This window comes from Streptomyces silaceus (genome assembly GCF_001419745.1).
Taxonomy (GTDB): domain Bacteria; phylum Actinomycetota; class Actinomycetes; order Streptomycetales; family Streptomycetaceae; genus Streptomyces; species Streptomyces silaceus.
The window spans coordinates 1-19,979 of the sequence record NZ_LIRJ01000050.1 but is presented as its reverse complement, the minus strand read 5'-3'; the positions used below and the strand labels follow the sequence as shown (position 1 = coordinate 19,979).

The window sequence follows — 19,979 nt, the reverse complement described above, 5'->3', positions numbered from 1 at the left end:
TGGCGAAAGGAACCGGAGGACGTGTGCGCGGGGCAGGCTCGCTTCCTACGTCGGTGTACTTCCGTACGTCACGCAGGGGCGCGGCACAGCGGCTTCGCTTCGGGGCGCGAGGCTCTTCGGTGGTGCGGGGGCCCTCAGAAGGCGCACATTCGACACATACAACGAGCACCGGGCGTCGTCATCGCCTCGGTCGCAAGGGTGCGGCTGCTCGTCGTGGTCATGGAGCAAGTAAAACACGCGTGAGGTGGCTGTCCACCCTCGCTGTCCGCATAGCGGACAGCGAGGGGACGGCCGTGGACACGGCGGCCGGCGGGCTCAGCCCGCGAGGGAGATCTCCACGCCACCCGTCGTGGCCTGCGCGGACACGGCGGAGAGGTCCGTGACGACGACGTCGGCGGTCAGCTCGTCGGCGGTGTGGGTTGTGGTCAACGCCACGGTCGTCATGCCCGCGGCCCGGCCGGCCTGCAGCCCCGCGGGCGCGTCCTCGAAGACCACGCAGCGCGCGGGCTCAGCGCCCAGCTTGGCGGCGGCGAGCAGGAAGGGCTCCGGGTCGGGCTTGCCGCGGGTGATGTCGTCGGCGGCGATCACCAGACCGGGGCGGACGCCGACCTCGGCGAGCCGGGCCTCGGCGAGGACGCGGGTCGCGGAGGTGACCACGGCCCAGCGGTCCATGGGCAGCGACTCCAGGAGCGCGCGGGTGCCCGGCAGCAGCACGACGCCGCCCGCCACGTCGGAGACCTCCAGCTCCTCGATGCGGGCCACGGCCCCGGCGACCTTCTCGGCGGGCAGCAGGTCGGCGGCTATCTCGGCGGCGGGGCGGCCGTGCAGCTCGACCCGGGCGAAGTCCTCGGCGGTGATCCCGTACTCCTGCGCCCACCGTGTCCAGCAGCGGTACACCGACTCCATGGAGGAGATGAGGGTGCCGTCGTTGTCGAACAGGAGCGCGTCAGCCTGGATCTTCATGGCCCCCGAGCCTACGGGGCACCCCGGGGGCACGCGCATCGGGTCGAAGGGCCCGTAATAAAGTCACGGACATGCTTGACGCCCTGACGATCGCGACCGCCGTGGCCGCGCTCGCCCTCGCCGCCTGGTGCGGTTTCGCCGCCTACCGCGACCAGCCGACCAAGGACTGGCACTTCATCGGCATGGGCGTGGTGACCTTCCTCGCCCTGGTCCAGCTGATCGTCGGCATCGTCCGGCTCGCGCGCGGCGAGGACCCCGAGCAGGGCACGACGATCTTCGTGGCCTATCTGCTCGGCTCCTTCGCGTGCGTGCCGGCGGCGGGCTTCATGTCCCTGGCGGAGCGGACGCGCTGGGGTTCCCTGACGGTCGCCGCGGGCGGTGTGGTCCTCGCCGTGCTCGAGGTGCGGCTCTACGACATCTGGGGAGGCTGAGGTGACGGTGACCGAGAAGAGCGAGTCCCGCGGCGCCCGGCAGAAGCTGATCACCGGCCCCGGCATCCTGCTGGTGTGGCTGTACGGCGTGATGGTCGTCGGCGCCGTGTCGCGCTCCGTCGTGCAGATCGCCATGGACTTCGACAAGGCCCCGCTCGCGTACGCACTGTCCGCGCTCGCGGGCCTCGTCTACGGCTTCATCACGTACTCGCTGGTGCGCGGCGGGGACACGGCCCGCAGGGCGGCGCTGGTGTGCTGCGCCGCCGAGCTCCTCGGCGTGCTCGCCGTGGGCACCTGGACGCTGGTGGAACCGTCCGCCTTCCCCGACGCCACGGTCTGGTCGGACTTCGGGATGGGCTACCTCTTCATCCCGGTGATCCTGCCGGTGACGGCGATCTTCTGGCTGCGCAAGGCGCGGAGGGCGTCCGCCGGCTGAGCGGTCCACCGCGGACCGTCGCCGGCCGGCCGCGCGGTTCCCCGCGCCCCGGACGGGCCTAGGCGCTGGCCACGTACGTCCCCGCGGCCGCCTCCTTGGCGAGCGTCACCACCGTGAGCCGGTCGTCGACCCGCCGGCTGCTCACCGCCGCGTACCCGTGCTTGCGGTACAGCTGGAGGTTCTGCTCGCTGCGGTGCCCGGTGAAGAGCTGGAAGCACTTCGCCGTGCCGTCCGCGCCGAGCCGCCGCTCGACCGCGTCGAGGAGCCGGCCGCCCAGGCCGTGCCGCTGCATCCGGGGATGGACGATGAGCTTGCCGATCCGCGCCGTGCCGTCCGCGTCGACCGTGCCGCGCACGGAGGCCACCACCTCGTCGCCGAGGCGGGCCACCAGGACGACGCCCGTGGTCAGTTCGCCCCTCAGGGAGTCGAGGGACTGGGTCAGCGGCTCGATCGAGTAGTCGCCGTAGAGCTCGGCCTCGCTCTGGTAGCAGAGGTACTGCAGTTTGAGGATCTGCTCGGCGGCGTCCGTGTCGTCGCCCGCCGCCTCCGAGATGGTCACGCTCATGCCCATGTGTGCATGCCTCCCGCTCACCTGTCCACCGGTTGTCTATCGCTCCTTTCCCCAGGGTTCAGGAGCCGCAACCTCCGCCGCCAGCATTCTGCGCAGGCATCCCAGGCAACGGGAACGTTCCGGCCCCAGGCTGCCCTGTGACATTCCCAACTCCCCTGCGATTTCCCGGTAGGTGAGGTCCTTGGGGGACAGCAGGGCGGCCATGATGCGGGGGCAGCGGCCGGGCAGCCTGCGCACCGCGGCGTGCAGGGTGCGGTCCCGGTCGGCGGTCAGGGCGCGCTGTTCGGGGCCGCCCTCGGTGTCGTCGGCGGGTTCGGTCGCGTACGCCACCTCCCGCCGCGTCGTGTGCCGGGTGCGGCGCGCCTCGGACCGCACGGCGCCGCGCAGCCACAGCGCCGGGTCGGCGGGCGGGCCCTCGGCCTCCAGACGTTCGAGGAGGCGCAGCCAGACGGCCTGTTCGAGGTCTCCGGGGTCGGTGCCGGAACCGAGCGCCTCGGCCGACGCCTCGGCGGCAAGGAGCGGCCGGAGCGAGGGGATGAGGGTGGGGATGAGCTCGTAGGTCATGCACGCCGGGACGCGGCCGCTCCGGCGCGAGGTTGCCGGAGCGGCCGTCTCTCACCCCAACCGGGGCCACGGCCTCACTTGTTGACGAAGTCCGCGGCCGCGAGCAGGGCGGTGTCGCAGTTGTCCGAGAAGATGCCGTCGATGCCCGTCTCGAAGTAGGCCTTGAAGGCACCGAAGGCGTCGCCGTAGGCGTTCGGGTCGGTGCCCTTCCTGAAGTTCGTGGGCAGGAAGGTGTTCTCGTTGCGCATCGTGTACGGGTGCAGGATCAGGCCCGCCGCGTGGGCGTCCTCGACCAGGGTGGTCGGGGTGCCGAGGCTGCCGTCCGCCTTGCGCGGGATGACCAGGTCCAGGGTCGGGCCGATGCCCTGCGCGAAGCCGGCCATCCACGTCAGGCCCTCGGGCTTGACGAGGTCGGCGACGGTGCGCGGGTCGCCCGCCTCGACGAAGTCCCAGGGGCGGGAGTTGGCGGTGGACAGGAGCACGACGCGGGGCGCGGAGACCAGCTTGGCCAGGCGCTGGATGCTGCTGGGCTCGAAGGACTGCAGGAAGTTCGGCGAGTTCTTCTTGTGCCGGCCGTAGCGGCGCAGCAGCCTGGCGAGCGGCTCCTCCAGGCCGAGGCCCAGCTTGCGGAAGTACGTGGGGTGCTTGGTCTCGATGTGCAGCCAGATCGGCCTGCCGCGCTTGCGGCCCTCCTTCTCCGCCCAGCGGAGCACCTCTTCGAGGGTGGGGACGTCCCAGCGGCCGTCGTAGAGGGTGTTGCGCTGGCGGGTGCCCGGGATGCGCTCCTTGGCGCGCAGCGTCTTCAGCTCGGCGAGTGTGAAGTCCTCGGTGAACCAGCCGGTCAGCGAGGTGCCGTCCACGGACTTGGTGGTCTTGCGGGACGCGAACTCGGGGTGCGCCGAGACGTCCGTCGTCGCGGTGATGTCGTTCTCGTGACGGCATACGAGATGGCCGTCCTTGGTGGGCACGACGTCCTGCTCGATGACGTGCGCGCCCATGTCGAGGGCGAGCTGGTACGAACCGAGCGTGTGCTCGGGCCGGTAGCCGCTGGTCCCCCGGTGCGCGACGACGGTGGGCACCGGCAGGTCCTTGTACCCGCCGTGGCCGCCGTGCCCACCCCTGTGCCGCTCGTCGGCTCTCGCCACACCGGGCAGCCCTGCCACGGCCGTGCCCGCGCCGAGGACCGCCGCCCCCAGTACCGCCCGCCGCCCCGGGCTCGTCCCCGGCTGCTGCTGACCCGACTCCTGCGTCGCCATTGGCGCTCCTCCCGATGTCACGCTGCTTTGCACCTGACAAAGCGGGACCGATCGTAGGTGGCCGCGCGTGACGTGTGGGAGACCCTGGAGGGAACGGCGGGATGACGCGGCATGGCGAGTGGGCGCACCATGGAGGTGGCGGCCCGGCACGGGGACCGTCCCCGGCCCGCCACGCGATCCGTCCCGCGGTCCGCCGGAGGTCCGTCACGCAGAGCGAAGTGCCCGCGTGACAAGGACCACTACTTCGGGCCACACCGTTCCCACGGGGATACGGTCGTCACAGGGGCGGACGAGCAGGGCAACACCGTGCAAAGTCAGGTCAACTCTGCGTATCGAGTATGTGAACCCGATGTGCAAACGGCGGTGCCCCGCGAGTATCGTCCTCACCTGCACTTACTCGTCGTCGAACCCTTGACACCGGAGGGCCTGTTGTCCCGTCTAGCGCTCATCAAGGCAGTGCTCGGACCGATCTTGCGCCTGATGTTCCGCCCACGGGTAGAAGGCGCCGAGAACATCCCGGGGACCGGGCCCGTCATTCTGGCCGGAAACCACCTGACGTTCATCGACTCGATGATCCTGCCGCTGGTGACCAACCGTCCGGTGTTCTTCATCGGCAAGGACGAGTACGTCACGGGCAAGGGCCTCAAGGGCCGCCTGATGGCGTGGTTCTTCACGGGCGTCGGCATGATCCCGGTGGACCGCGACGGCGGGCGCGGCGGTGTCGCGGCGCTGATGACCGGGCGGCGCATCCTCGACGACGGCAAGGTCTTCGGCATCTACCCCGAGGGCACGCGCTCGCCCGACGGGCGGCTCTACCGGGGGCGTACGGGCATCGCCCGGCTGACCCTCATGACCGGCGCGCCCGTCGTCCCGTTCGCGATGATCGGCACGGACAAGCTCCAGCCCGGCGGCAAGGGACTGCCGCGGCCCGGCAAGGTGACGGTGCGGTTCGGCGAGGCGATGGAGTTCTCCCGGTACGACGGGATGGACCGGGACCGCTATGTGCTCCGGGCGGTGACGGACTCCGTGATGACGGAGGTCATGCAGCTGTCCGGGCAGGAATACGTGGACATGTACGCCACGAAGGCGAAGGCGGCGTAGCCCGGCGGGGCTTGAACGGATTCGGTGCGCCCGCACCGGGGCTGGGGTGTTCCCCCGGCGCCCGGGCGGGCGCTCCGCTTTCTCAGGGTTCTCGGCTGCGGGCCGTGTGTGGCTGGTCGCGCAGTTCCCCGCGCCCCTCACGGGGCGCGGAGCACTCAGTGTTCTACGCCGTCCTCCAGTTTCTGGCCCTTCAGGAGGAACCAGGCCGCCACCGCTGTGGCGAGGAGGACCGCCGCGCCCACGCCCGCGGCCAGGCGGAGGCCGTCGACGAAGGCCGACTGGGCCGCCGAGAGCAGGGCGTCCGCCTGTGGTGCGGGCAGGGCCGCGACCGATTCGACCGCGCCGCCCAGGGATTCGTGGGACGCCGACGCCACGTCGGCCGGGGTGCCCGGCGGGGCCGTGAAGTCGCGGTAGACGCCCGTGACGATGGAGCCGAGCAGGGCGATGCCGAGGGCCGCGCCCAGTTCGTACGCCGTCTCGGAGACCGCGGAGGCCGCGCCCGCCTGCTCCTTCGGCACGCTGGAGAGGATGACGTCGGCGGTCACGGTGAACGAGAAGCCCGCGCCGACGCCGACGACCAGGAGCGAGGCCCCCAGCAGCGGATAGCCGGTGCTCTGGTCCAGCGCCGTCAGCACGGCGAGCGAGAGGCCCACGGCCGCGAGGCCGCCGGCGACGACGATCCGCACGGAGAACCTGCGGGCCACCATGCCCGCGACCAGTCCGGCCGCCACCGCGCCGGCCGCGGCGGGCAGTTCGGCGAGGCCCGCCTCGAAGGGGCGCCTGCCCTGCACGAGTTGCAGGAACTGGGAGAGGAAGAAGACCAGACCGGACAGGCCGAGGACGGTCAGCAGGTCGGCGAGGACCGCCCCGGAGAAGCCGCGGTTGCGGAAGAGCCGCATGTCCAGGAGCGGCGCGGGCAGCGTCAGTTGGCGGCGTACGAACCAGGTGAGCGCGCCCACGCCCACGACGGCGGACGCCACGACGTCCCAGCGCAGGCCGTGCGCGGCCGCCTCCTTGATGGCGTACACGACGGCGATCATGCCGATGAGCGACAGCACGACGCTGATCAGGTCCCAGGGGCCCGGCGCCGGGTTCTTGGACTCGGGCAGGAGCTTGATGCCGACCAGGACGAGCACGGCCATCACGGGCAGGTTGATGAGGAAGACCGAACCCCACCAGAAGTGTTCGAGCAGGAAACCGCCGACGACGGGGCCGACGGCCGCGCCCGCGGACGCCATGGCGCCCCAGACGCCGACCGCGATGCTGCGCTCGCGCGGGTCGTGGAAGATGTTGCGGATCAGGGCGAGCGTCGACGGCATCAGCGTCGCACCGGCGACACCGAGCAGCGCGCGGGCCAGGATCATCATCTCCGGGCTCGTCGCGTACGCGTTGAGTATCGACACCGCGCCGAACGCGACGGCTCCCGTGAGCAGGAGCTTCTTGCGGCCGATGCGGTCGCCGAGGCTGCCCATGGAGACGAGCAGGCCGGCGATGACGAAGGAGTAGACGTCGCCGATCCACAGCAACTGGGTGCCGGACGGCTTGAGGTCCTCGCTGATGTACGGCGTCGCCAGGCCGAGCACGGTCGCGTCGACGGCGACCAGGAGCACGGCCAGGGCGAGCACGGCGAGCGCGAGCCAGCGGCCGGGAGCGCGCTCCACGTCCCGCTCGGCGGTCCGCTGCTGGGTGCTGGTCATGATTCCACTCTCCGCTGTGCGCCGCCGATCAGCAGCTCGGCGATCATGTACGAGAAGTCCTTGGCCGCCACGCGGCCGTCCAGCACCGCCCAGGCGGCGGAGCCGATGAGGCCGTAGAGCGCCTCGGTCAGCCAGACCGGCGTCAGATCGATGCGGAACTCGCCGTTCTCCTGGCCGCGCCGGAAGAGCGCGGCCAGGCGGGCGTCGATGCGGGACCAGCCCTCGTGCTGCTCCTCGCCCTCGAAGAGCTGGTTCTCGGTGACGAGGAACGCGAGGAGGCCCGCGGCCGGCTCGATCTCCTTCAGCAGGCGCCGCAGCGCGTCACAGGCACCGTCCTCGTCGAGCCGGGCCCGGCCGAGGGCGGCCTCGCACTCCTGGAGGCCGAGCTCTTCGAGGGCGCGCACGAGGGCGTCACGGCCGGCGAAGTGGCGGTGGAGGGTCGCCCGGCTGATGCCCGCGGCGCGGGCGACCTCGTCCATGGTGGAGGTGGACTTGCGGGTGAGCAGGGCCGCGGCGCTGCGCAGGACCTGTTCGCGATCGACTGACATGAGACAACCATAAGCCTTTTGAGACGTGGATGTCTCATCCTTTTGTCGGGCGTCTCACCCCGCGCTCAGTGCCAGGGCAGCTCCGAGCGGTGGCGCCAGTACGCCGCCGGCTCCTCCACCAGGCCCGCGAGGCGCTCCAGCTGCCCCGCGCCCAGGTCGACGGCGGCGGCGTGCAGGTTGGAGACGAGCTGGACCGAGGTGGCCGCGCCGGACAGGACGACGCCCGTCCACGGCTCGCGCAGGACCGCGGCGAGCGCCACCGCGTCGCAGCCGAGTCCCGTCTCCCCGGCGACCTCGCGGAGCGCCGCGGGGGCGTCCGCGCCGGCGAGCCGGCCGTTGGCCATGCCTTCCTTGACGAGCACGGTCAGCCCCGCGTCGTGCGCCTCGGCGAGCGCGGGGCCCGCGGAGGTCTCCAGGATGTTGTACGTCGCCTGGACGGTGCGGAAGAGCGGCTCCCCGTCGACGGTCACGGCGAGGGCGGCGCGGATCGCGGCGGCCTGCTCGGGGCCGCTCACGGAGAGACCGACGGTGACGCCCTCGGCCGCGAGCGCGGCGAGGCGGGCGTGGAGTTCCTTGTCGGTGAGCGCCGGGCTCTCGGGCGTCACGGAGTGGATCTGGTAGAGGTCGAGCCGGTCACCGAGCAGTTCGGCGGTCTCGGCGCGCTGACGGGCGTACGCGGCCGTGCTGTGGTCCTTGACCTCGTGCGGGCCCTCGGCGTCGGTGCGCCAGGCGGCGGTGTACGTGTAGCCCCACTTGCTGCCGACGACGACGTCGCGGATGTCGGGCCTGGCGTGCAGCCAGTCGGCGAGGTACTCCTCGGAGCGGCCGTAGGAGCGCGCCACGTCGAGGTAGCGGACCCCCGACGCGTAGGCGGCGTCGAGCAGTTCGAAGGTGCGCTCGCGCAGGGCTTCGACACTGCGGGAGGGCGGCAGGTCGGCCTCGCGGCCCAGCGTGATGTAACCGGGCCTGCCGACGGCCGCGAGGCCCAGTCCGATGTGCGCGGTCGGGGTCGTGGCTGCGGCCAGCCGGGCGAAGGGCATCGCGGGCTCCTCGTCGTAGGGGGGGTTCCCCGTCAACGTAACCCGCGACGCCCTGTTGTCACCCGCGCGGCCCGGTCACTTCCGTGCGACCGCCCACTCCTCCTGGAGCGTCAGGTCCGCCTTGACCTCGGCGAGCTGGACGGCGACCGCCGAGGGGGCCGTGCCGCCGCGGCCGCTGCGGGAGGCCAGCGCACCCGGCACGTTCAGGACGGTGCGCACCTCGGGGGTGAGGTGGTCGGAGATCTTGGCGAACTGCTCGTCCGTCAGCTCGTCCAGTTCCTTGCCCTCGGCCTCGGCGACCTTCACGCACTCGCCCGCGACCTCGTGCGCCACCCGGAACGGCACACCCTGCTTGACCAGCCACTCGGCGATGTCGGTGGCCAGCGAGAAGCCGGCCGGGGCCAGCTCCTCCATGCGCTCGCGGTGGACGGTGAGCGTCGCCATCATGCCGGTGAACGCGGGCAGCAGGATCTCCAGCTGGTCGCAGGAGTCGAAGACCGGCTCCTTGTCCTCCTGGAGGTCGCGGTTGTACGCGAGCGGGAGGGCCTTGAGCGTGGCCATGAGGCCGGTCAGGTTGCCGATCAGGCGGCCCGACTTGCCCCGCGCCAGCTCCGCGATGTCCGGGTTCTTCTTCTGCGGCATGATCGACGAGCCGGTCGAGAAGGCGTCGTGGAGGGTGACGAAGGAGAACTCCTTCGTGTTCCAGATGATGACCTCCTCGGCGATCCGGGAGAGGTTCACGCCGATCATCGCCGTGATGAAGGTGAACTCGGCGACGAAGTCACGGGCGGCCGTGCCGTCGATGGAGTTGGCGGCGGAGCCGTGCTCGAAGCCGAGGTCCTCGGCGACCGCCTCCGGGTCGAGGCCGAGCGACGACCCGGCGAGCGCGCCGGAGCCGTACGGCGAGACGGCCGTGCGGGTGTCCCACTGCCGCAGCCGCTCCGCGTCCCGGGACAGCGCCTGGACGTGCGCGAGGACGTGGTGCGCGAAGAGCACCGGCTGGGCGTGCTGCAGATGCGTACGCCCCGGCATGGCGACGTCCGGGTGGGCCTCGGCCAACCCCACGAGCGCGCCCTGGAGTTCGGCGAGCAGGCCGCCGATGATCCGCGCGTGGTCGCGCAGGTACATCTTGAAGAGCGTCGCCACCTGGTCGTTGCGGGACCGGCCGGCCCGCAGCTTGCCGCCGAGGTCGGGGCCGAGCCGCTCCAGCAGGCCCCGCTCCAGCGCGGTGTGGACGTCCTCGTCGGCGATCGTGCCGACGAACGAGCCGTCGGCGACGTCGGCCTCCAGCTGGTCGAGCCCGCCGATCATGCGGGTCAGCTCGTCCTCGGTGAGCAGGCCCGCCTTGTGGAGCACGCGCGCGTGGGCGCGGGAACCGGCGATGTCGTACGGCGCCAGACGCCAGTCGAAGTGGACCGACGCGGACAGCTGTGCCAGGGCCTCGGCGGGCCCGTCGGCGAACCGTCCGCCCCAGAGCCGGACGTCACCGCCGTTGTTGCTGCTCACTGCACGTGCTCCTCAAGGCTGTTGCTGAAGGCTGTTGCTGGACGGCCGCAGCCGAAGGGCTGCCGCCGGGGTCAAGGGTGACGGCGCGCTACGCCTGCCGTGTCCCGCGGCGCGCGGCGATCTTCGACGAGAGACCGAAGATCTCGATGAAGCCCTGCGCCTTGGACTGGTCGAAGGTGTCGCCCGCATCGTAGGTGGCGAGGTCGAAGTCGTAGAGCGACTCGCTGGACCTGCGCCCGGTGACGACGGCGCGGCCGCCGTGCAGGGTCATCCGGATGTCGCCGGTGACGTACTGGTCGGCCTCCTGGATGAAGCCGTCCAGGGCCCGCTTGAGCGGGGAGAACCACAGGCCGTCGTAGACCAGCTCGCCCCAGCGCTGCTCGACCTGCCTTTTGTAGCGGGCCAGTTCGCGCTCGACGGTGACGTTCTCCAGCTCCTGGTGGGCGGTGATCAGGGCGATGGCGCCCGGAGCCTCGTACACCTCACGGGACTTGATGCCCACGAGCCGGTCCTCGACCATGTCGATCCGGCCGACGCCCTGCGCGCCCGCGCGTTCGTTCAGCTGCCGGATCGCCTGGAGGACGGTGACGGGGGCGCCGTCGATCGCGACCGGGACGCCCGCCTCGAAGGAGATGACGACCTCGTCGGCCTCGCGGGGCTCGGCGGGGTTCGCGGTGTACTCGTAGACGTCCTCGGTCGGCGCGTTCCAGATGTCCTCCAGGAAGCCCGTCTCGACGGCCCGCCCGAAGACGTTCTGGTCGATGGAGTAGGGGGATTTCCTGGTGGTGGCGATCGGCAGCCCCTTCTGCTCGCAGAAGGCGATCGCCTTGTCCCGGGTCATCGCGTAGTCGCGGACCGGGGCGATGCAGGCGAGGTCCGGGGCGAGGGCGACGATGCCGGCCTCGAACCGCACCTGGTCGTTGCCCTTGCCGGTGCAGCCGTGGGCGACCGTGCCGGCGCCGTGCTTCCCGGCGGCGGCCACCAGGTGCTTGACGATCACCGGCCGCGAGAGGGCGGAGACCAGCGGATAGCGGTCCATGTAGAGGGCGTTGGCCCGGATCGCCGGGAGGCAGTACTCCTCGGCGAACTCGTCCCTGGCGTCGGCGACTTCGGCCTCCACGGCGCCGCAGGCGAGCGCGCGCTTGCGGATGACGTCCAGGTCCTCGCCGCCCTGGCCGACGTCCACGGCGACGGCGATGACCTCGGCACCCGTCTGCTCGGCGATCCAGCCGATGGCGACGGAGGTGTCCAGGCCACCCGAGTAGGCGAGTACGACGCGCTCGGTCACGGGGGTCTCCTCTCAGTGCGTTCGCCGGCATGCATGAGTATGCAGTCCTCCGTATGTTTCGTCAATCCGGTCACCCTGCGAGACGCCGCCCCAAGTCGTGGGACAGGCGAAGGACGCCTGGCGAATAATCCATGGCCATGGGAAAGACTTATGAGCGCATCGACGGCAGGCTCCGCACGTTCATCGAGGAACAGCCCATGTTCTTCACGGCGACCGCGCCGCTCGCCGGCGACGGCACGGTCAACCTCTCCCCCAAGGGCCTCAAGGGCTCCTTCGCGGTGATCGACGAACGGACCGTCGCCTACCTCGACTTCGCCGGCAGCAACGCCGAGACCATCGCGCACCTGCGGGAGAACGGCCGCATCACCCTCATGTGGTGCGCCTTCCAGGGCCCGCCCAACATCGTCCGCGTGCACGGCCGCGGCGAGCCCGTCTTCCGCGACGACCCGCGCTTCCCGGAACTGCTCGGCCACTTCCCCGGCATCGACGCGACGCCGCACGGACTGCGCGCCGTCATCGTCGTGACGGCCGACGTCGTCCGCGACTCCTGTGGCTACGCGGTGCCCCACATGACGTACGACGAGGACCGCGACCTGCACGCCAAGCGCTTCGCCCGCGAGGACGACGCCTCGCTCAGCGCGTACTTCGCCAGGAAGGACCACGTGGCGCAGAGCATCGACGGGCTCCCCGGCCTGCCCCTGCCGCTGCCCCCGAGCGCCGCCTGAACCCCGCCCCCGCGGACGCTCGGACCCTCTGCGTGTAGCGACCACATACCGAGACGGGGTTGCACGCGCGCGGGGCCGGGGCGTTGCATCGCGCCGTGCAATCCGAACAGACGACCACCGACCCGGCCGACGGCACGGGCTCCGCCGACCGGGCGGCCCGCCGCGCCGTCACCGTCTTCCCCGTCCTCGTCCTGGCCGCGGGCGCCCTGGGCCTCGCCGTGCCGGACGCCTTCCGGGGCTGGGGCACGAACGTCCCGTACCTGCTGGGCGTCGTGATGTTCTGCATGGGTCTGACGATGACCCCGCTGGACTTCCAGGGCGTGGTCAAGCGGCCCTGGGCCGTCGCGCTCGGACTCGTCGCGCACTACGTCATCATGCCGGGGCTCGGCTGGCTCATCGCCCACGCGCTCGGCCTGTCACCGCAGCTGGCGGCCGGGGTGATCCTGGTCGGCTGCGCGCCGAGCGGCACCGCGTCGAACGTCGTGACCTATCTGGCGCGCGGCGACGTGGCGCTGTCCGTGTCGGTCGCCACCGTCTCGACCGTCCTCGCGCCGCTGATCACTCCCCCGCTGACGCTGCTGCTCGCGGGCGAGTACCTGCCGGTGGACGCGGGCTCGATGGTGACGGACATCCTCAAGACCGTGCTGCTCCCGGTCCTCGCGGGACTCGTCGTGCGGCTGCTCTTCGGACGGTACGTCGACCGGGTGCTCGGGGCGCTGCCGTGGCTGTCGGCGCTGACCATCGCCGCGATCGTGGCGATCGTCGTCGCGGGCAGTGCCGCGGCCATCAAGTCGGCCGCGGCACTGGTGTTCCTCGCGGTGTTCCTGCACAACGGCCTCGGGCTCGCGCTCGGTTACGGCGCGGGCAAGCTGGCCCGGCTCGGCCCGCCGGCCTCGCGGGCGATGGCCTTCGAGGTCGGCATGCAGAACTCGGGCCTCGCGGCGTCCCTGGCCACGGCCCACTTCAGCCCGCTCGCCGCGCTGCCTTCCGCGGTGTTCTCGGTGTGGCACAACGTGTCGGGGGCGCTGGTGGCCGCGTGGATGGCACGCCGGGCGCAGCGCTGACCACCGGCTCCGCGGAGTCCGTCCCCACACGCCGGACGGGCTCCACCCTTCAGTGGTCGTTCGGTGTCCTTCAGTGGTCGTTCGACGCCAACCGCAGCAGGTGGTCGGCGAGCGCCTGGCCTCCCGCCGGCTCCCTGCTGATCAGCATCAGCGTGTCGTCGCCGGCGATCGTGCCGAGGATGTCGTGCAGTTCCGCCTGGTCGATGGCGGAGGCCAGGAACTGCGCCGCGCCCGGCGGGGTGCGCAGGACGACGAGGTTGGCCGAGGCCTCCGCGGAGATCAGGAGCTCAGCGGACAGACGCCGCATCCGCTCCTCCTTGGCCGACTCGCCCAGCGGCGCGCGCGGGGTGCGGAAACCGCCCTCGCTCGGCACCGCGTAGATGAGGTCGCCCTCGGCGTTGCGGATCTTGACCGCGTTCAGCTCGTCGAGGTCGCGGGAGAGCGTCGCCTGGGTGACGGTCAGACCGTCGTCGGCGAGCAGCTTCGCCAGCTGGCTCTGGGAGCGCACCGGCTGCCGGTTCAGGATGTCCACGATCCGGCGGTGGCGTGCGGTGCGGGTCTGCGGCACGGCGGGACCCGTGTGGTCGCCGTGCTCGTTGCCTTGCGCCTGGCTCATCGTCGTCTCATTCTCCGGATCGTCCGTCCCCGTCGGCTTCAAGAGCCTTGTCCAGGATGCCGGGCAGCGCGTGGAGGAACGCGTCCTCCTCGTCGTCGCGGACGTTCAACGGCGGCATCAGCCGTACGACATCGGGGGCGGGCGCGTTCACCAGGAAGCCGGCGTCCTGAGCCGCCTGCTGCGCCCGGGGCGCGAGCGGCTCGGTGAGCACGATACCCAGCAGCAGGCCCGAGCCCCTGACATGGTCGACGAGCGGGTGTCCGAGTGACTCGATTCCGTCGCGCAGCTTTTCGCCCGCCCGCTTGGTGTTCTCCAGGAGCCCCTCGTTCTCGATCGTCTCGATGACGGCGAGGCCCGCGGCGCACACGACGGGGTTCCCGCCGAACGTCGAGCCGTGGTGACCGGGCTTGAAGAGCTCGGCGGCGGCGCCGAACGCGACGGTCGCGCCGAGCGGCAGACCGCCGCCCAGACCCTTCGCGAGCGTGACGACGTCCGGCTCGACGCCCTCGTGCGCGAGGTGCTCGAACCAGTGGCCGGTGCGGCCGATTCCGGTCTGCACCTCGTCGAGGACGAGGAGCGTCCCGGTGGCCCTGGTGATCTCCCGGGCGGCCTTGAGGTAGCCCGCGGGCGGCACGACGACGCCCCGCTCGCCCTGGATCGGCTCGATGATCACCAGCGCGGTCTCCGTGGTCACGGCGGCGCGCAGCGCCTCGACGTCGCCGAACGGGACGTGCGTGACGTCACCGGGCAGCGGCAGGAACGGCTCCCGCTTGCCGGGCTGTCCGGTGAGCGCGAGCGAGCCCATGGTCCGGCCGTGGAAGCCGCCCTGGGTGGCGACCATGTGCGGCCGGCCGGTCAGCCGGCCGAGCTTCACGGCGCCCTCGTTGGCCTCGGCGCCGGAGTTGCAGAAGTACACGCGGCCCTCGCGGCCGAAGAGCTGGAGCAGCTTCTCGGCGAGCGCGACGGGCGGTTCCGCGACGAAGAGGTTCGAGACGTGGCCGAGGGCGCCGACCTGCGCGGTGACGGCCTCGACGATCGCCGGGTGGGCGTGGCCGAGGGCGTTGACGGCGATGCCGCCGACGAAGTCGACGTACTCGTTGCCGTCGGCGTCCCACAGCCTGGTGCCCGCGCCGCGCACGAGCGGCAGCCGGGGCGTGCCGTAGTTGTCCATGAGCGCGCCCTGCCAGCGCGCGGTCAGCTCCTGATTGCTCATGATTCCCCCTGCGTGCCGGTGGTGCTGTCGTCGTCGGGCACGACCATCGTCCCGATGCCCTCGTCGGTGAAGATCTCCAGCAGGATCGAGTGCTGGACGCGACCGTCGATGACGCGGGCGGTCTGCACGCCGTTGCGCACGGCGTGCAGGCAGCCTTCCATCTTCGGGACCATGCCGCTGGCCAGCTCGGGCAGGAGCTTCTCCAGCTCCTTCGCGGTGAGTCTGCTGATGACCTCGTCGGAGTGGGGCCAGTCCTCGTAGAGCCCCTCGACGTCGGTCAGGACCATCAGGGTCTCGGCACCAAGCGCCGCAGCGAGTGCCGAAGCCGCCGTATCAGCATTGACGTTGTAGACATGTCCGTCGTCCTGGGAACGGGCGATCGAGGAGACGACCGGGATGCGGCCGTCGGCGAGCAGCGCCTCGATGGCGCCGGTGTCGATCTCGGTGATCTCGCCGACCCGGCCGATGTCGACCAGTTCGCCCTCGATGCGGGGCTGGTGCTTGGTGGCGGTGATGGTGTGCGCGTCCTCGCCGGTGAGGCCGACGGCGAGCGGGCCGTGCTGGTTGAGCAGGCCGACGAGCTCGCGCTGCACCTGTCCGGCGAGCACCATGCGTACGACGTCCATGGCGTCCTCGGTGGTGACGCGCAGGCCCGCCTTGAACTCGCTGACGATGCCGTGCCGGTCGAGCGCCTTGCTGATCTGCGGTCCGCCGCCGTGCACGACGACCGGCCTGAGGCCCGCGTGGTGCAGGAAGACGACGTCCTGGGCGAAGGCGGCCTTCAGCTCCTCGTCGACCATGGCGTTGCCGCCGAACTTGATGACGACGGTCTTGCCGTGGTGCCGGGTCAGCCAGGGCAGCGCCTCGATGAGGATCTGCGCCTTGGGCAGCGCGGTGTGCTTGCGCGCGGTGGGGTGAGTGCTCGTGTCCTTGGTCATGACGAGTACGCGCTGTTCTCGTGGACGTAGTCCGCGGTGAGGTCGTTGGTCCAGATCGTCGCGGTCTCGGCGCCGGCCGCGAGGTCGGCGGTGATGACGACCTCCCGGTAGCGCATGTCGACCAGCTCGCGGTCCTCGCCCACGGAGCCGTTCCTGCAGACCCAGACGCCGTTGATGGCGACGTTCAGCTCGTTCGGCTCGAAGGCGGCGGAGGTGGTGCCGATCGCGGAGAGCACCCGTCCCCAGTTGGGGTCCTCGCCGTGCAGGGCGCACTTGAGGAGGTTGTTGCGGGCGATGGACCGGCCGACCTCGACGGCGTCGGCCTCGCTCGCGGCGTTGACCACCTCGACCTTGATGTCCTTGCTGGCGCCCTCGGCGTCGCCGATCAGCTGCCGTCCGAGGTCGTCGCAGACCTCGCGGACGGCGTCGGCGAACTCGGCGTACTCCGGGGTGACGTCGGCGGCGCCCGAGGCGAGCAGGAGCACCGTGTCGTTGGTCGACATGCAGCCGTCGGAGTCGACGCGGTCGAAGGTGAGCCGGGTGGCGTCGCGCAGCGCCCGGTCCAGGACGGCGGACTCCAGGTCGGCGTCGGTGGTCAGGACGACGAGCATCGTGGCGAGGCCGGGGGCGAGCATGCCCGCGCCCTTGGCCATGCCGCCGACGGTCCAGCCGTCCTTGGTGACCACGGACGTCTTGTGCACGCTGTCGGTGGTCTTGATGGCGATGGCGGCCTTCTCGCCGCCGTGCGCGGAGAGTTCACCGGCGGCCTTCTCGACGCCCGGCAGGAGCTTGTCCATCGGCAGCGTGACGCCGATGAGGCCGGTCGACGCGACGGCGACCTCGCCCGCGTTCACGGACAGCACGTCGGCCACCTTCTCGGCGGTGGCGTGCGTGTCCTGGAAGCCCTTGGGTCCCGTACAGGCGTTGGCGCCGCCGGAGTTGAGGACGACCGCGGAGACGAGACCGCCCTTGAGGACCTGCTCCGACCACAGGACGGGGGCGGCCTTGACGCGGTTGGAGGTGAAGACGCCCGCGGCGGCCAGGCGCGGACCGTTGTTGACCACGAGGGCCAGGTCCGGGTTGCCGTTCTCCTTGATTCCGGCGGCGATGCCCGCGGCCGTGAATCCCTTGGCTGCCGTCACACTCACGGCGCGACTCCGATCGTAGAGAGCCCGGTGGCCTCGTCGAGGCCGAGGGCGATGTTCATGCTCTGCAGGGCGCCGCCCGCGGTGCCCTTGGTCAGGTTGTCGATGGCGCTGATCACGATCACGCGCCCGGCCGCCGCGTCGTGGGCGACCTGGACGTGCACGGCGTTCGACCCGTACACGGCGGCGGTGTTCGGCCACTGCCCCTCGGGGAGCAGGTGCACGAACGATTCGTCGGCGAAGGCCTTCTCGTACGCGGCCCGTACGGACTCGGCGGTGACGCCGGCCTTCGCCTGCGCGCTGCACGTGGCGAGGATGCCGCGGGGCATCGGGGCCAGGGTCGGCGTGAAGGAGACGGAGACGGGGGTGCCCGCGGCGGCGCTCAGGTTCTGGATCATCTCGGGCGTGTGCCGGTGGCCGCCGCCGACCCCGTAGGGGGACATGCTGCCCATGACCTCGGAGCCCAGCAGGTGCGGCTTGGGCGCCTTGCCCGCGCCGGAGGTGCCGGACGCGGCGACGATCACCGCGTCGGGCTCGACGAGGTCCGCCGCGTACGCCGGGAAGAGCGCGAGCGAGACGGCCGTCGGGTAGCAACCGGGCACCGCGATGCGCTTGGACCCCTCCAGCGCGGCGCGGCCGCCCGGCAGTTCGGGAAGGCCGTAGGGCCAGGTGCCCGCGTGCGGGCTGCCGTAGAACCGCTCCCAGTCGCCCGCGTCCTGCAGCCGGAAGTCCGCGCCCATGTCGACGACGAGGACGTCCGGGCCGAGCTGCTCGGCGACGGCGGCGGACTGCCCGTGGGGCAGGGCGAGGAACACGACGTCGTGGCCCGCGAGGACCTCGGGGGTGGTCGGCTCCAGGACGCGGTCGGCGAGCGGAAGAAGGTGCGGCTGCAGCGCACCCAGGCGCTGTCCCGCGTTCGCGTTGCCGGTCAGTGCGCCGATCTCCACCTCGGGGTGGACGAGCAGCAGGCGCAGCAGTTCGCCGCCCGCATACCCGCTCGCTCCAGCCACTGCTGCGCGTACCGCCATGGAACCCTCCTCTTGGATGGCATGACTATACAAATACCCGCAGTTTTATGCAACGCCCAAAAGTGACAGCACTTATATAAGCACTGTTACGATCCATCGCATGACCGAGACCCCCGCGCCCGACCCGTCACTGCGGAGCCTGTGGCGCCCCCTGCGGCTGCTCCAGGCGGCGATGGACGCCGACATCGCGCGGACCTATGCCGAGCGGCGGATCGACGGACTCAAGCCCAGCTACGTCATGGAGCTGCTCCGGCTCCACGCGTGCGGCCCCATGACCATCGCGGAGCTGGCCGAGTCGGTGCAGCGCACGCACTCGGCGCTCAGCCAGAAGGTCGCCGCGATGCGCAGGGACGGCTGGGTCGAGACCGTCGTGGGCGACGACGCGCGCACCCGGAAGGTGACGCTCACCGCCAAGTCGCGCGCCGTCGTCGGCCGTCTGGCGGCGGAGTGGCGGGCCACCGAGGCCGCGATCGCCGACCTGGAGGCGGAGATCCCCTACCCGCTCTCCCGGGCCGTCGCCGACATCGAGCGGGCCCTGGACCGCAAGGGCTTCCACGAGCGGATCGCCGAGAAACTGGCCGAGGACCCCGAGTGGGACTGAGACGGGCGCGCCGCGGGCGACCGGGGCGCATGGGCCTGAGGCGCGCGCTGCTCGACGTGACGCCGCTGCGGACATCGGCGCCGTTCCGGCGGCTGTGGGCCGGCCAGTCACTGTCCGGCCTCGGCGGCCAGATGACGCTCGTCGCCGTGATGTTCCAGATCTGGCAGACGACCGGCAGCACCACGTGGACGGGTGCCGTCGGCCTGGCCCAGGCGGTGCCGCTCGTCACGCTCGGCCTCTTCGCCGGATCGCTCGTCGACCGGGTGGACCGCCGGAAGTTCTACCTGCTCATGACCACCGGGCAGGCCGTGTGCTCGCTGCTCCTGGCGCTACAGGGCCTCTTCGGGCACCTGCCCGCCGCCGGGGTGCTGGGGCTGGTCGCGCTCCAGTCCTGCTGTGTCGCGGGCGGCGGTCCCGCCTCGCGCACGTTCGTCCCGCATCTGCTGCCCCCGCACCAGCTGGCCGCGGGCCTGGCGCTGAACCGGATCTCCTTCCAGGGTGCCATGCTGCTCGGGCCCGCGCTGGGCGGACTGACCGTGGGAGCACTGGGGGTCGGCGCCTGCTACGCGATCGACGCGGCGGCCTTCGTCGCCGCGCTCTGGGGCGCGTGCGGGCTGCCGCCGATGACGCCCGGGGACACGCCCGCGCGCCCCGGACTGCGCGGGGTCCTGGACGGGCTCGCCTTCCTGGGCCGCACCCCGGTCGTCCGCGGAGCACTGCTCACCGACCTGGCGACCACCGTGCTGTCGATGCCGATCAGCCTGTTCCCCCTGGTCAACTCCGAGCGGTTCGGCGGTGATCCGCGCACGCTCGGCCTGTTCCTGACGGCCATCGCCGTCGGCGGCGTCGCCGCGTCGCTCCTGTCCGGCACGTTCACCCGGCTGCCCCGCCCCGGCCTGGTGATGCTGGGCGGCTCCGCCGCGTGGGGCGCGGCCCTGACGCTGTTCGGCATGGCGAGCGACCCCTGGGCCGGTCTGGCCTTCCTGGCCGTGGCGGGCGCCGCCGACACGGTCGCGGTCGTCTCCCGGAGCACGGTCGTACAGCGGCACACGCCCAAGGAACTCCTCGGCCGCGTCAGCGCGGTGGAACAGATCGTCGGCCAGGCCGGCCCGGACCTCGGCAACCTGCGCGGCGGCCTGATCGCGGACGCCACGTCGGGGTCGGTGGCGCTGGTGGGTGGCGGGCTGCTGTGTCTGGGCGCGGTGGCCGCGGTGGGGCTGACGACGAGGGAACTGCGGGGAAGTGGGG

General features: G+C 71.7%; 21 protein-coding genes. 7 read left to right on the top strand and 14 right to left on the bottom strand.

Going from position 1 to position 19,979, the window contains the following annotated elements:
* Window positions 1-315: 315 nt before the first annotated feature.
* Window positions 316-963: an HAD-IA family hydrolase gene (locus AOK22_RS05800; RefSeq protein WP_055697479.1), complete on the bottom strand. Its 648-nt coding sequence runs from the start codon at window positions 961-963 to the stop codon at window positions 316-318.
* Between the two features lie 71 nt (window positions 964-1,034).
* Here AOK22_RS05800 and AOK22_RS05795 point away from each other — a divergent pair, with 71 nt between their 5' ends.
* Entirely contained in the window at window positions 1,035-1,394 is a 360-nt protein-coding gene (locus AOK22_RS05795) for a hypothetical protein (protein WP_055697478.1), read from the top strand.
* 1 nt (window position 1,395) lies between these two features.
* Complete coding sequence (locus tag AOK22_RS05790) at window positions 1,396-1,830, top strand: hypothetical protein (protein ID WP_055697477.1); 435 nt, start codon at window positions 1,396-1,398, stop codon at window positions 1,828-1,830.
* A 58-nt stretch (window positions 1,831-1,888) separates the two neighbouring features.
* Here the strand turns inward: AOK22_RS05790 and AOK22_RS05785 are convergent, their stop codons facing one another.
* The 3 genes from AOK22_RS05785 to AOK22_RS05775 all read right to left on the bottom strand — a co-directional run bounded on the left by AOK22_RS05785 (window position 1,889) and on the right by AOK22_RS05775 (window position 4,221).
* Window positions 1,889-2,401, bottom strand: coding sequence for a GNAT family N-acetyltransferase (locus AOK22_RS05785; protein ID WP_055697476.1), 513 nt, complete (start codon window positions 2,399-2,401; stop codon window positions 1,889-1,891).
* Window positions 2,402-2,437: 36 nt separating this feature from the next.
* Window positions 2,438-2,965, bottom strand: coding sequence for an RNA polymerase sigma factor (locus tag AOK22_RS05780; RefSeq protein ID WP_055697475.1), 528 nt, complete (start codon window positions 2,963-2,965; stop codon window positions 2,438-2,440).
* Window positions 2,966-3,039: 74 nt separating this feature from the next.
* A complete protein-coding gene (locus AOK22_RS05775; RefSeq protein ID WP_055697474.1) occupies window positions 3,040-4,221 on the bottom strand; it encodes a glycerophosphodiester phosphodiesterase in 1,182 nt (393 codons plus the stop codon).
* A gap of 480 nt (window positions 4,222-4,701) precedes the next feature.
* On the opposite strand from AOK22_RS05775, the gene AOK22_RS05770 reads away from it, so the two are divergent.
* On the top strand, window positions 4,702-5,322 hold the full coding sequence (locus tag AOK22_RS05770; RefSeq protein WP_237773445.1) for a lysophospholipid acyltransferase family protein: 621 nt from the start codon (window positions 4,702-4,704) through the stop codon (window positions 5,320-5,322).
* A gap of 155 nt (window positions 5,323-5,477) precedes the next feature.
* On the opposite strand, the gene AOK22_RS05765 is transcribed toward AOK22_RS05770, so the two are convergent.
* From AOK22_RS05765 to AOK22_RS05745, 5 genes are all read right to left on the bottom strand, one after another.
* A complete protein-coding gene (locus AOK22_RS05765) occupies window positions 5,478-7,019 on the bottom strand; it encodes an MFS transporter (RefSeq protein WP_055697472.1) in 1,542 nt (513 codons plus the stop codon).
* A complete protein-coding gene (locus tag AOK22_RS05760; RefSeq protein WP_055697471.1) occupies window positions 7,016-7,567 on the bottom strand; it encodes a TetR/AcrR family transcriptional regulator in 552 nt (183 codons plus the stop codon). The genes AOK22_RS05765 and AOK22_RS05760 overlap by 4 nt, the downstream gene beginning before the upstream one ends.
* Window positions 7,568-7,632: 65 nt before the next feature.
* Entirely contained in the window at window positions 7,633-8,607 is a 975-nt protein-coding gene (locus AOK22_RS05755) for an aldo/keto reductase (RefSeq protein WP_055697470.1), read from the bottom strand.
* 75 nt (window positions 8,608-8,682) lie between these two features.
* Entirely contained in the window at window positions 8,683-10,113 is a 1,431-nt protein-coding gene (argH, locus tag AOK22_RS05750) for an argininosuccinate lyase (protein ID WP_055697469.1), read from the bottom strand.
* 88 nt (window positions 10,114-10,201) lie between these two features.
* Window positions 10,202-11,401 carry an argininosuccinate synthase gene (locus AOK22_RS05745; RefSeq protein WP_055697468.1) on the bottom strand — a complete coding sequence of 400 codons (1,200 nt, stop codon included), beginning with the start codon at window positions 11,399-11,401 and terminating at the stop codon, window positions 10,202-10,204.
* 137 nt (window positions 11,402-11,538) lie between these two features.
* On the opposite strand from AOK22_RS05745, the gene AOK22_RS05740 reads away from it, so the two are divergent.
* Together AOK22_RS05740 and AOK22_RS05735 are read left to right on the top strand one after the other, a co-directional pair.
* Window positions 11,539-12,126, top strand: coding sequence for a pyridoxamine 5'-phosphate oxidase family protein (locus tag AOK22_RS05740; protein WP_055697493.1), 588 nt, complete (start codon window positions 11,539-11,541; stop codon window positions 12,124-12,126).
* A gap of 95 nt (window positions 12,127-12,221) precedes the next feature.
* Window positions 12,222-13,190: a bile acid:sodium symporter family protein gene (locus AOK22_RS05735; RefSeq protein ID WP_055697492.1), complete on the top strand. Its 969-nt coding sequence runs from the start codon at window positions 12,222-12,224 to the stop codon at window positions 13,188-13,190.
* A gap of 70 nt (window positions 13,191-13,260) precedes the next feature.
* On the opposite strand, the gene AOK22_RS05730 is transcribed toward AOK22_RS05735, so the two are convergent.
* From AOK22_RS05730 to argC, 5 genes are read right to left on the bottom strand one after another with little or no spacing between them, the layout of a single operon-like run.
* Complete coding sequence (locus AOK22_RS05730) at window positions 13,261-13,806, bottom strand: arginine repressor (protein ID WP_055697467.1); 546 nt, start codon at window positions 13,804-13,806, stop codon at window positions 13,261-13,263.
* A 7-nt stretch (window positions 13,807-13,813) separates the two neighbouring features.
* On the bottom strand, window positions 13,814-15,019 hold the full coding sequence (locus tag AOK22_RS05725) for an acetylornithine transaminase (RefSeq protein ID WP_055697466.1): 1,206 nt from the start codon (window positions 15,017-15,019) through the stop codon (window positions 13,814-13,816).
* The gene (argB, locus tag AOK22_RS05720; protein ID WP_055697465.1) at window positions 15,016-15,957 is read right to left on the bottom strand and encodes an acetylglutamate kinase; all 942 of its coding nucleotides are present in this window, start codon (window positions 15,955-15,957) and stop codon (window positions 15,016-15,018) included. Before argB ends, AOK22_RS05725 begins: the two co-directional genes overlap by 4 nt.
* Window positions 15,954-17,105, bottom strand: coding sequence for a bifunctional glutamate N-acetyltransferase/amino-acid acetyltransferase ArgJ (gene argJ / locus AOK22_RS05715; protein ID WP_055697464.1), 1,152 nt, complete (start codon window positions 17,103-17,105; stop codon window positions 15,954-15,956). The genes argB and argJ overlap by 4 nt, the downstream gene beginning before the upstream one ends.
* Window positions 17,102-18,130 (bottom strand): N-acetyl-gamma-glutamyl-phosphate reductase, encoded by a 1,029-nt coding sequence (gene argC, locus AOK22_RS05710; protein WP_055697463.1) that lies wholly within the window; start codon window positions 18,128-18,130, stop codon window positions 17,102-17,104. Before argC ends, argJ begins: the two co-directional genes overlap by 4 nt.
* 100 nt (window positions 18,131-18,230) lie before the next feature.
* On the opposite strand from argC, the gene AOK22_RS05705 reads away from it, so the two are divergent.
* Both AOK22_RS05705 and AOK22_RS05700 read left to right on the top strand, forming a co-directional pair.
* Window positions 18,231-18,731: a MarR family winged helix-turn-helix transcriptional regulator gene (locus AOK22_RS05705; protein WP_055697462.1), complete on the top strand. Its 501-nt coding sequence runs from the start codon at window positions 18,231-18,233 to the stop codon at window positions 18,729-18,731.
* A 29-nt stretch (window positions 18,732-18,760) separates the two neighbouring features.
* Window positions 18,761-19,979 (top strand): MFS transporter (locus AOK22_RS05700; protein ID WP_055697461.1); only part of this gene is annotated, 1,219 nt, incomplete at its 3' end.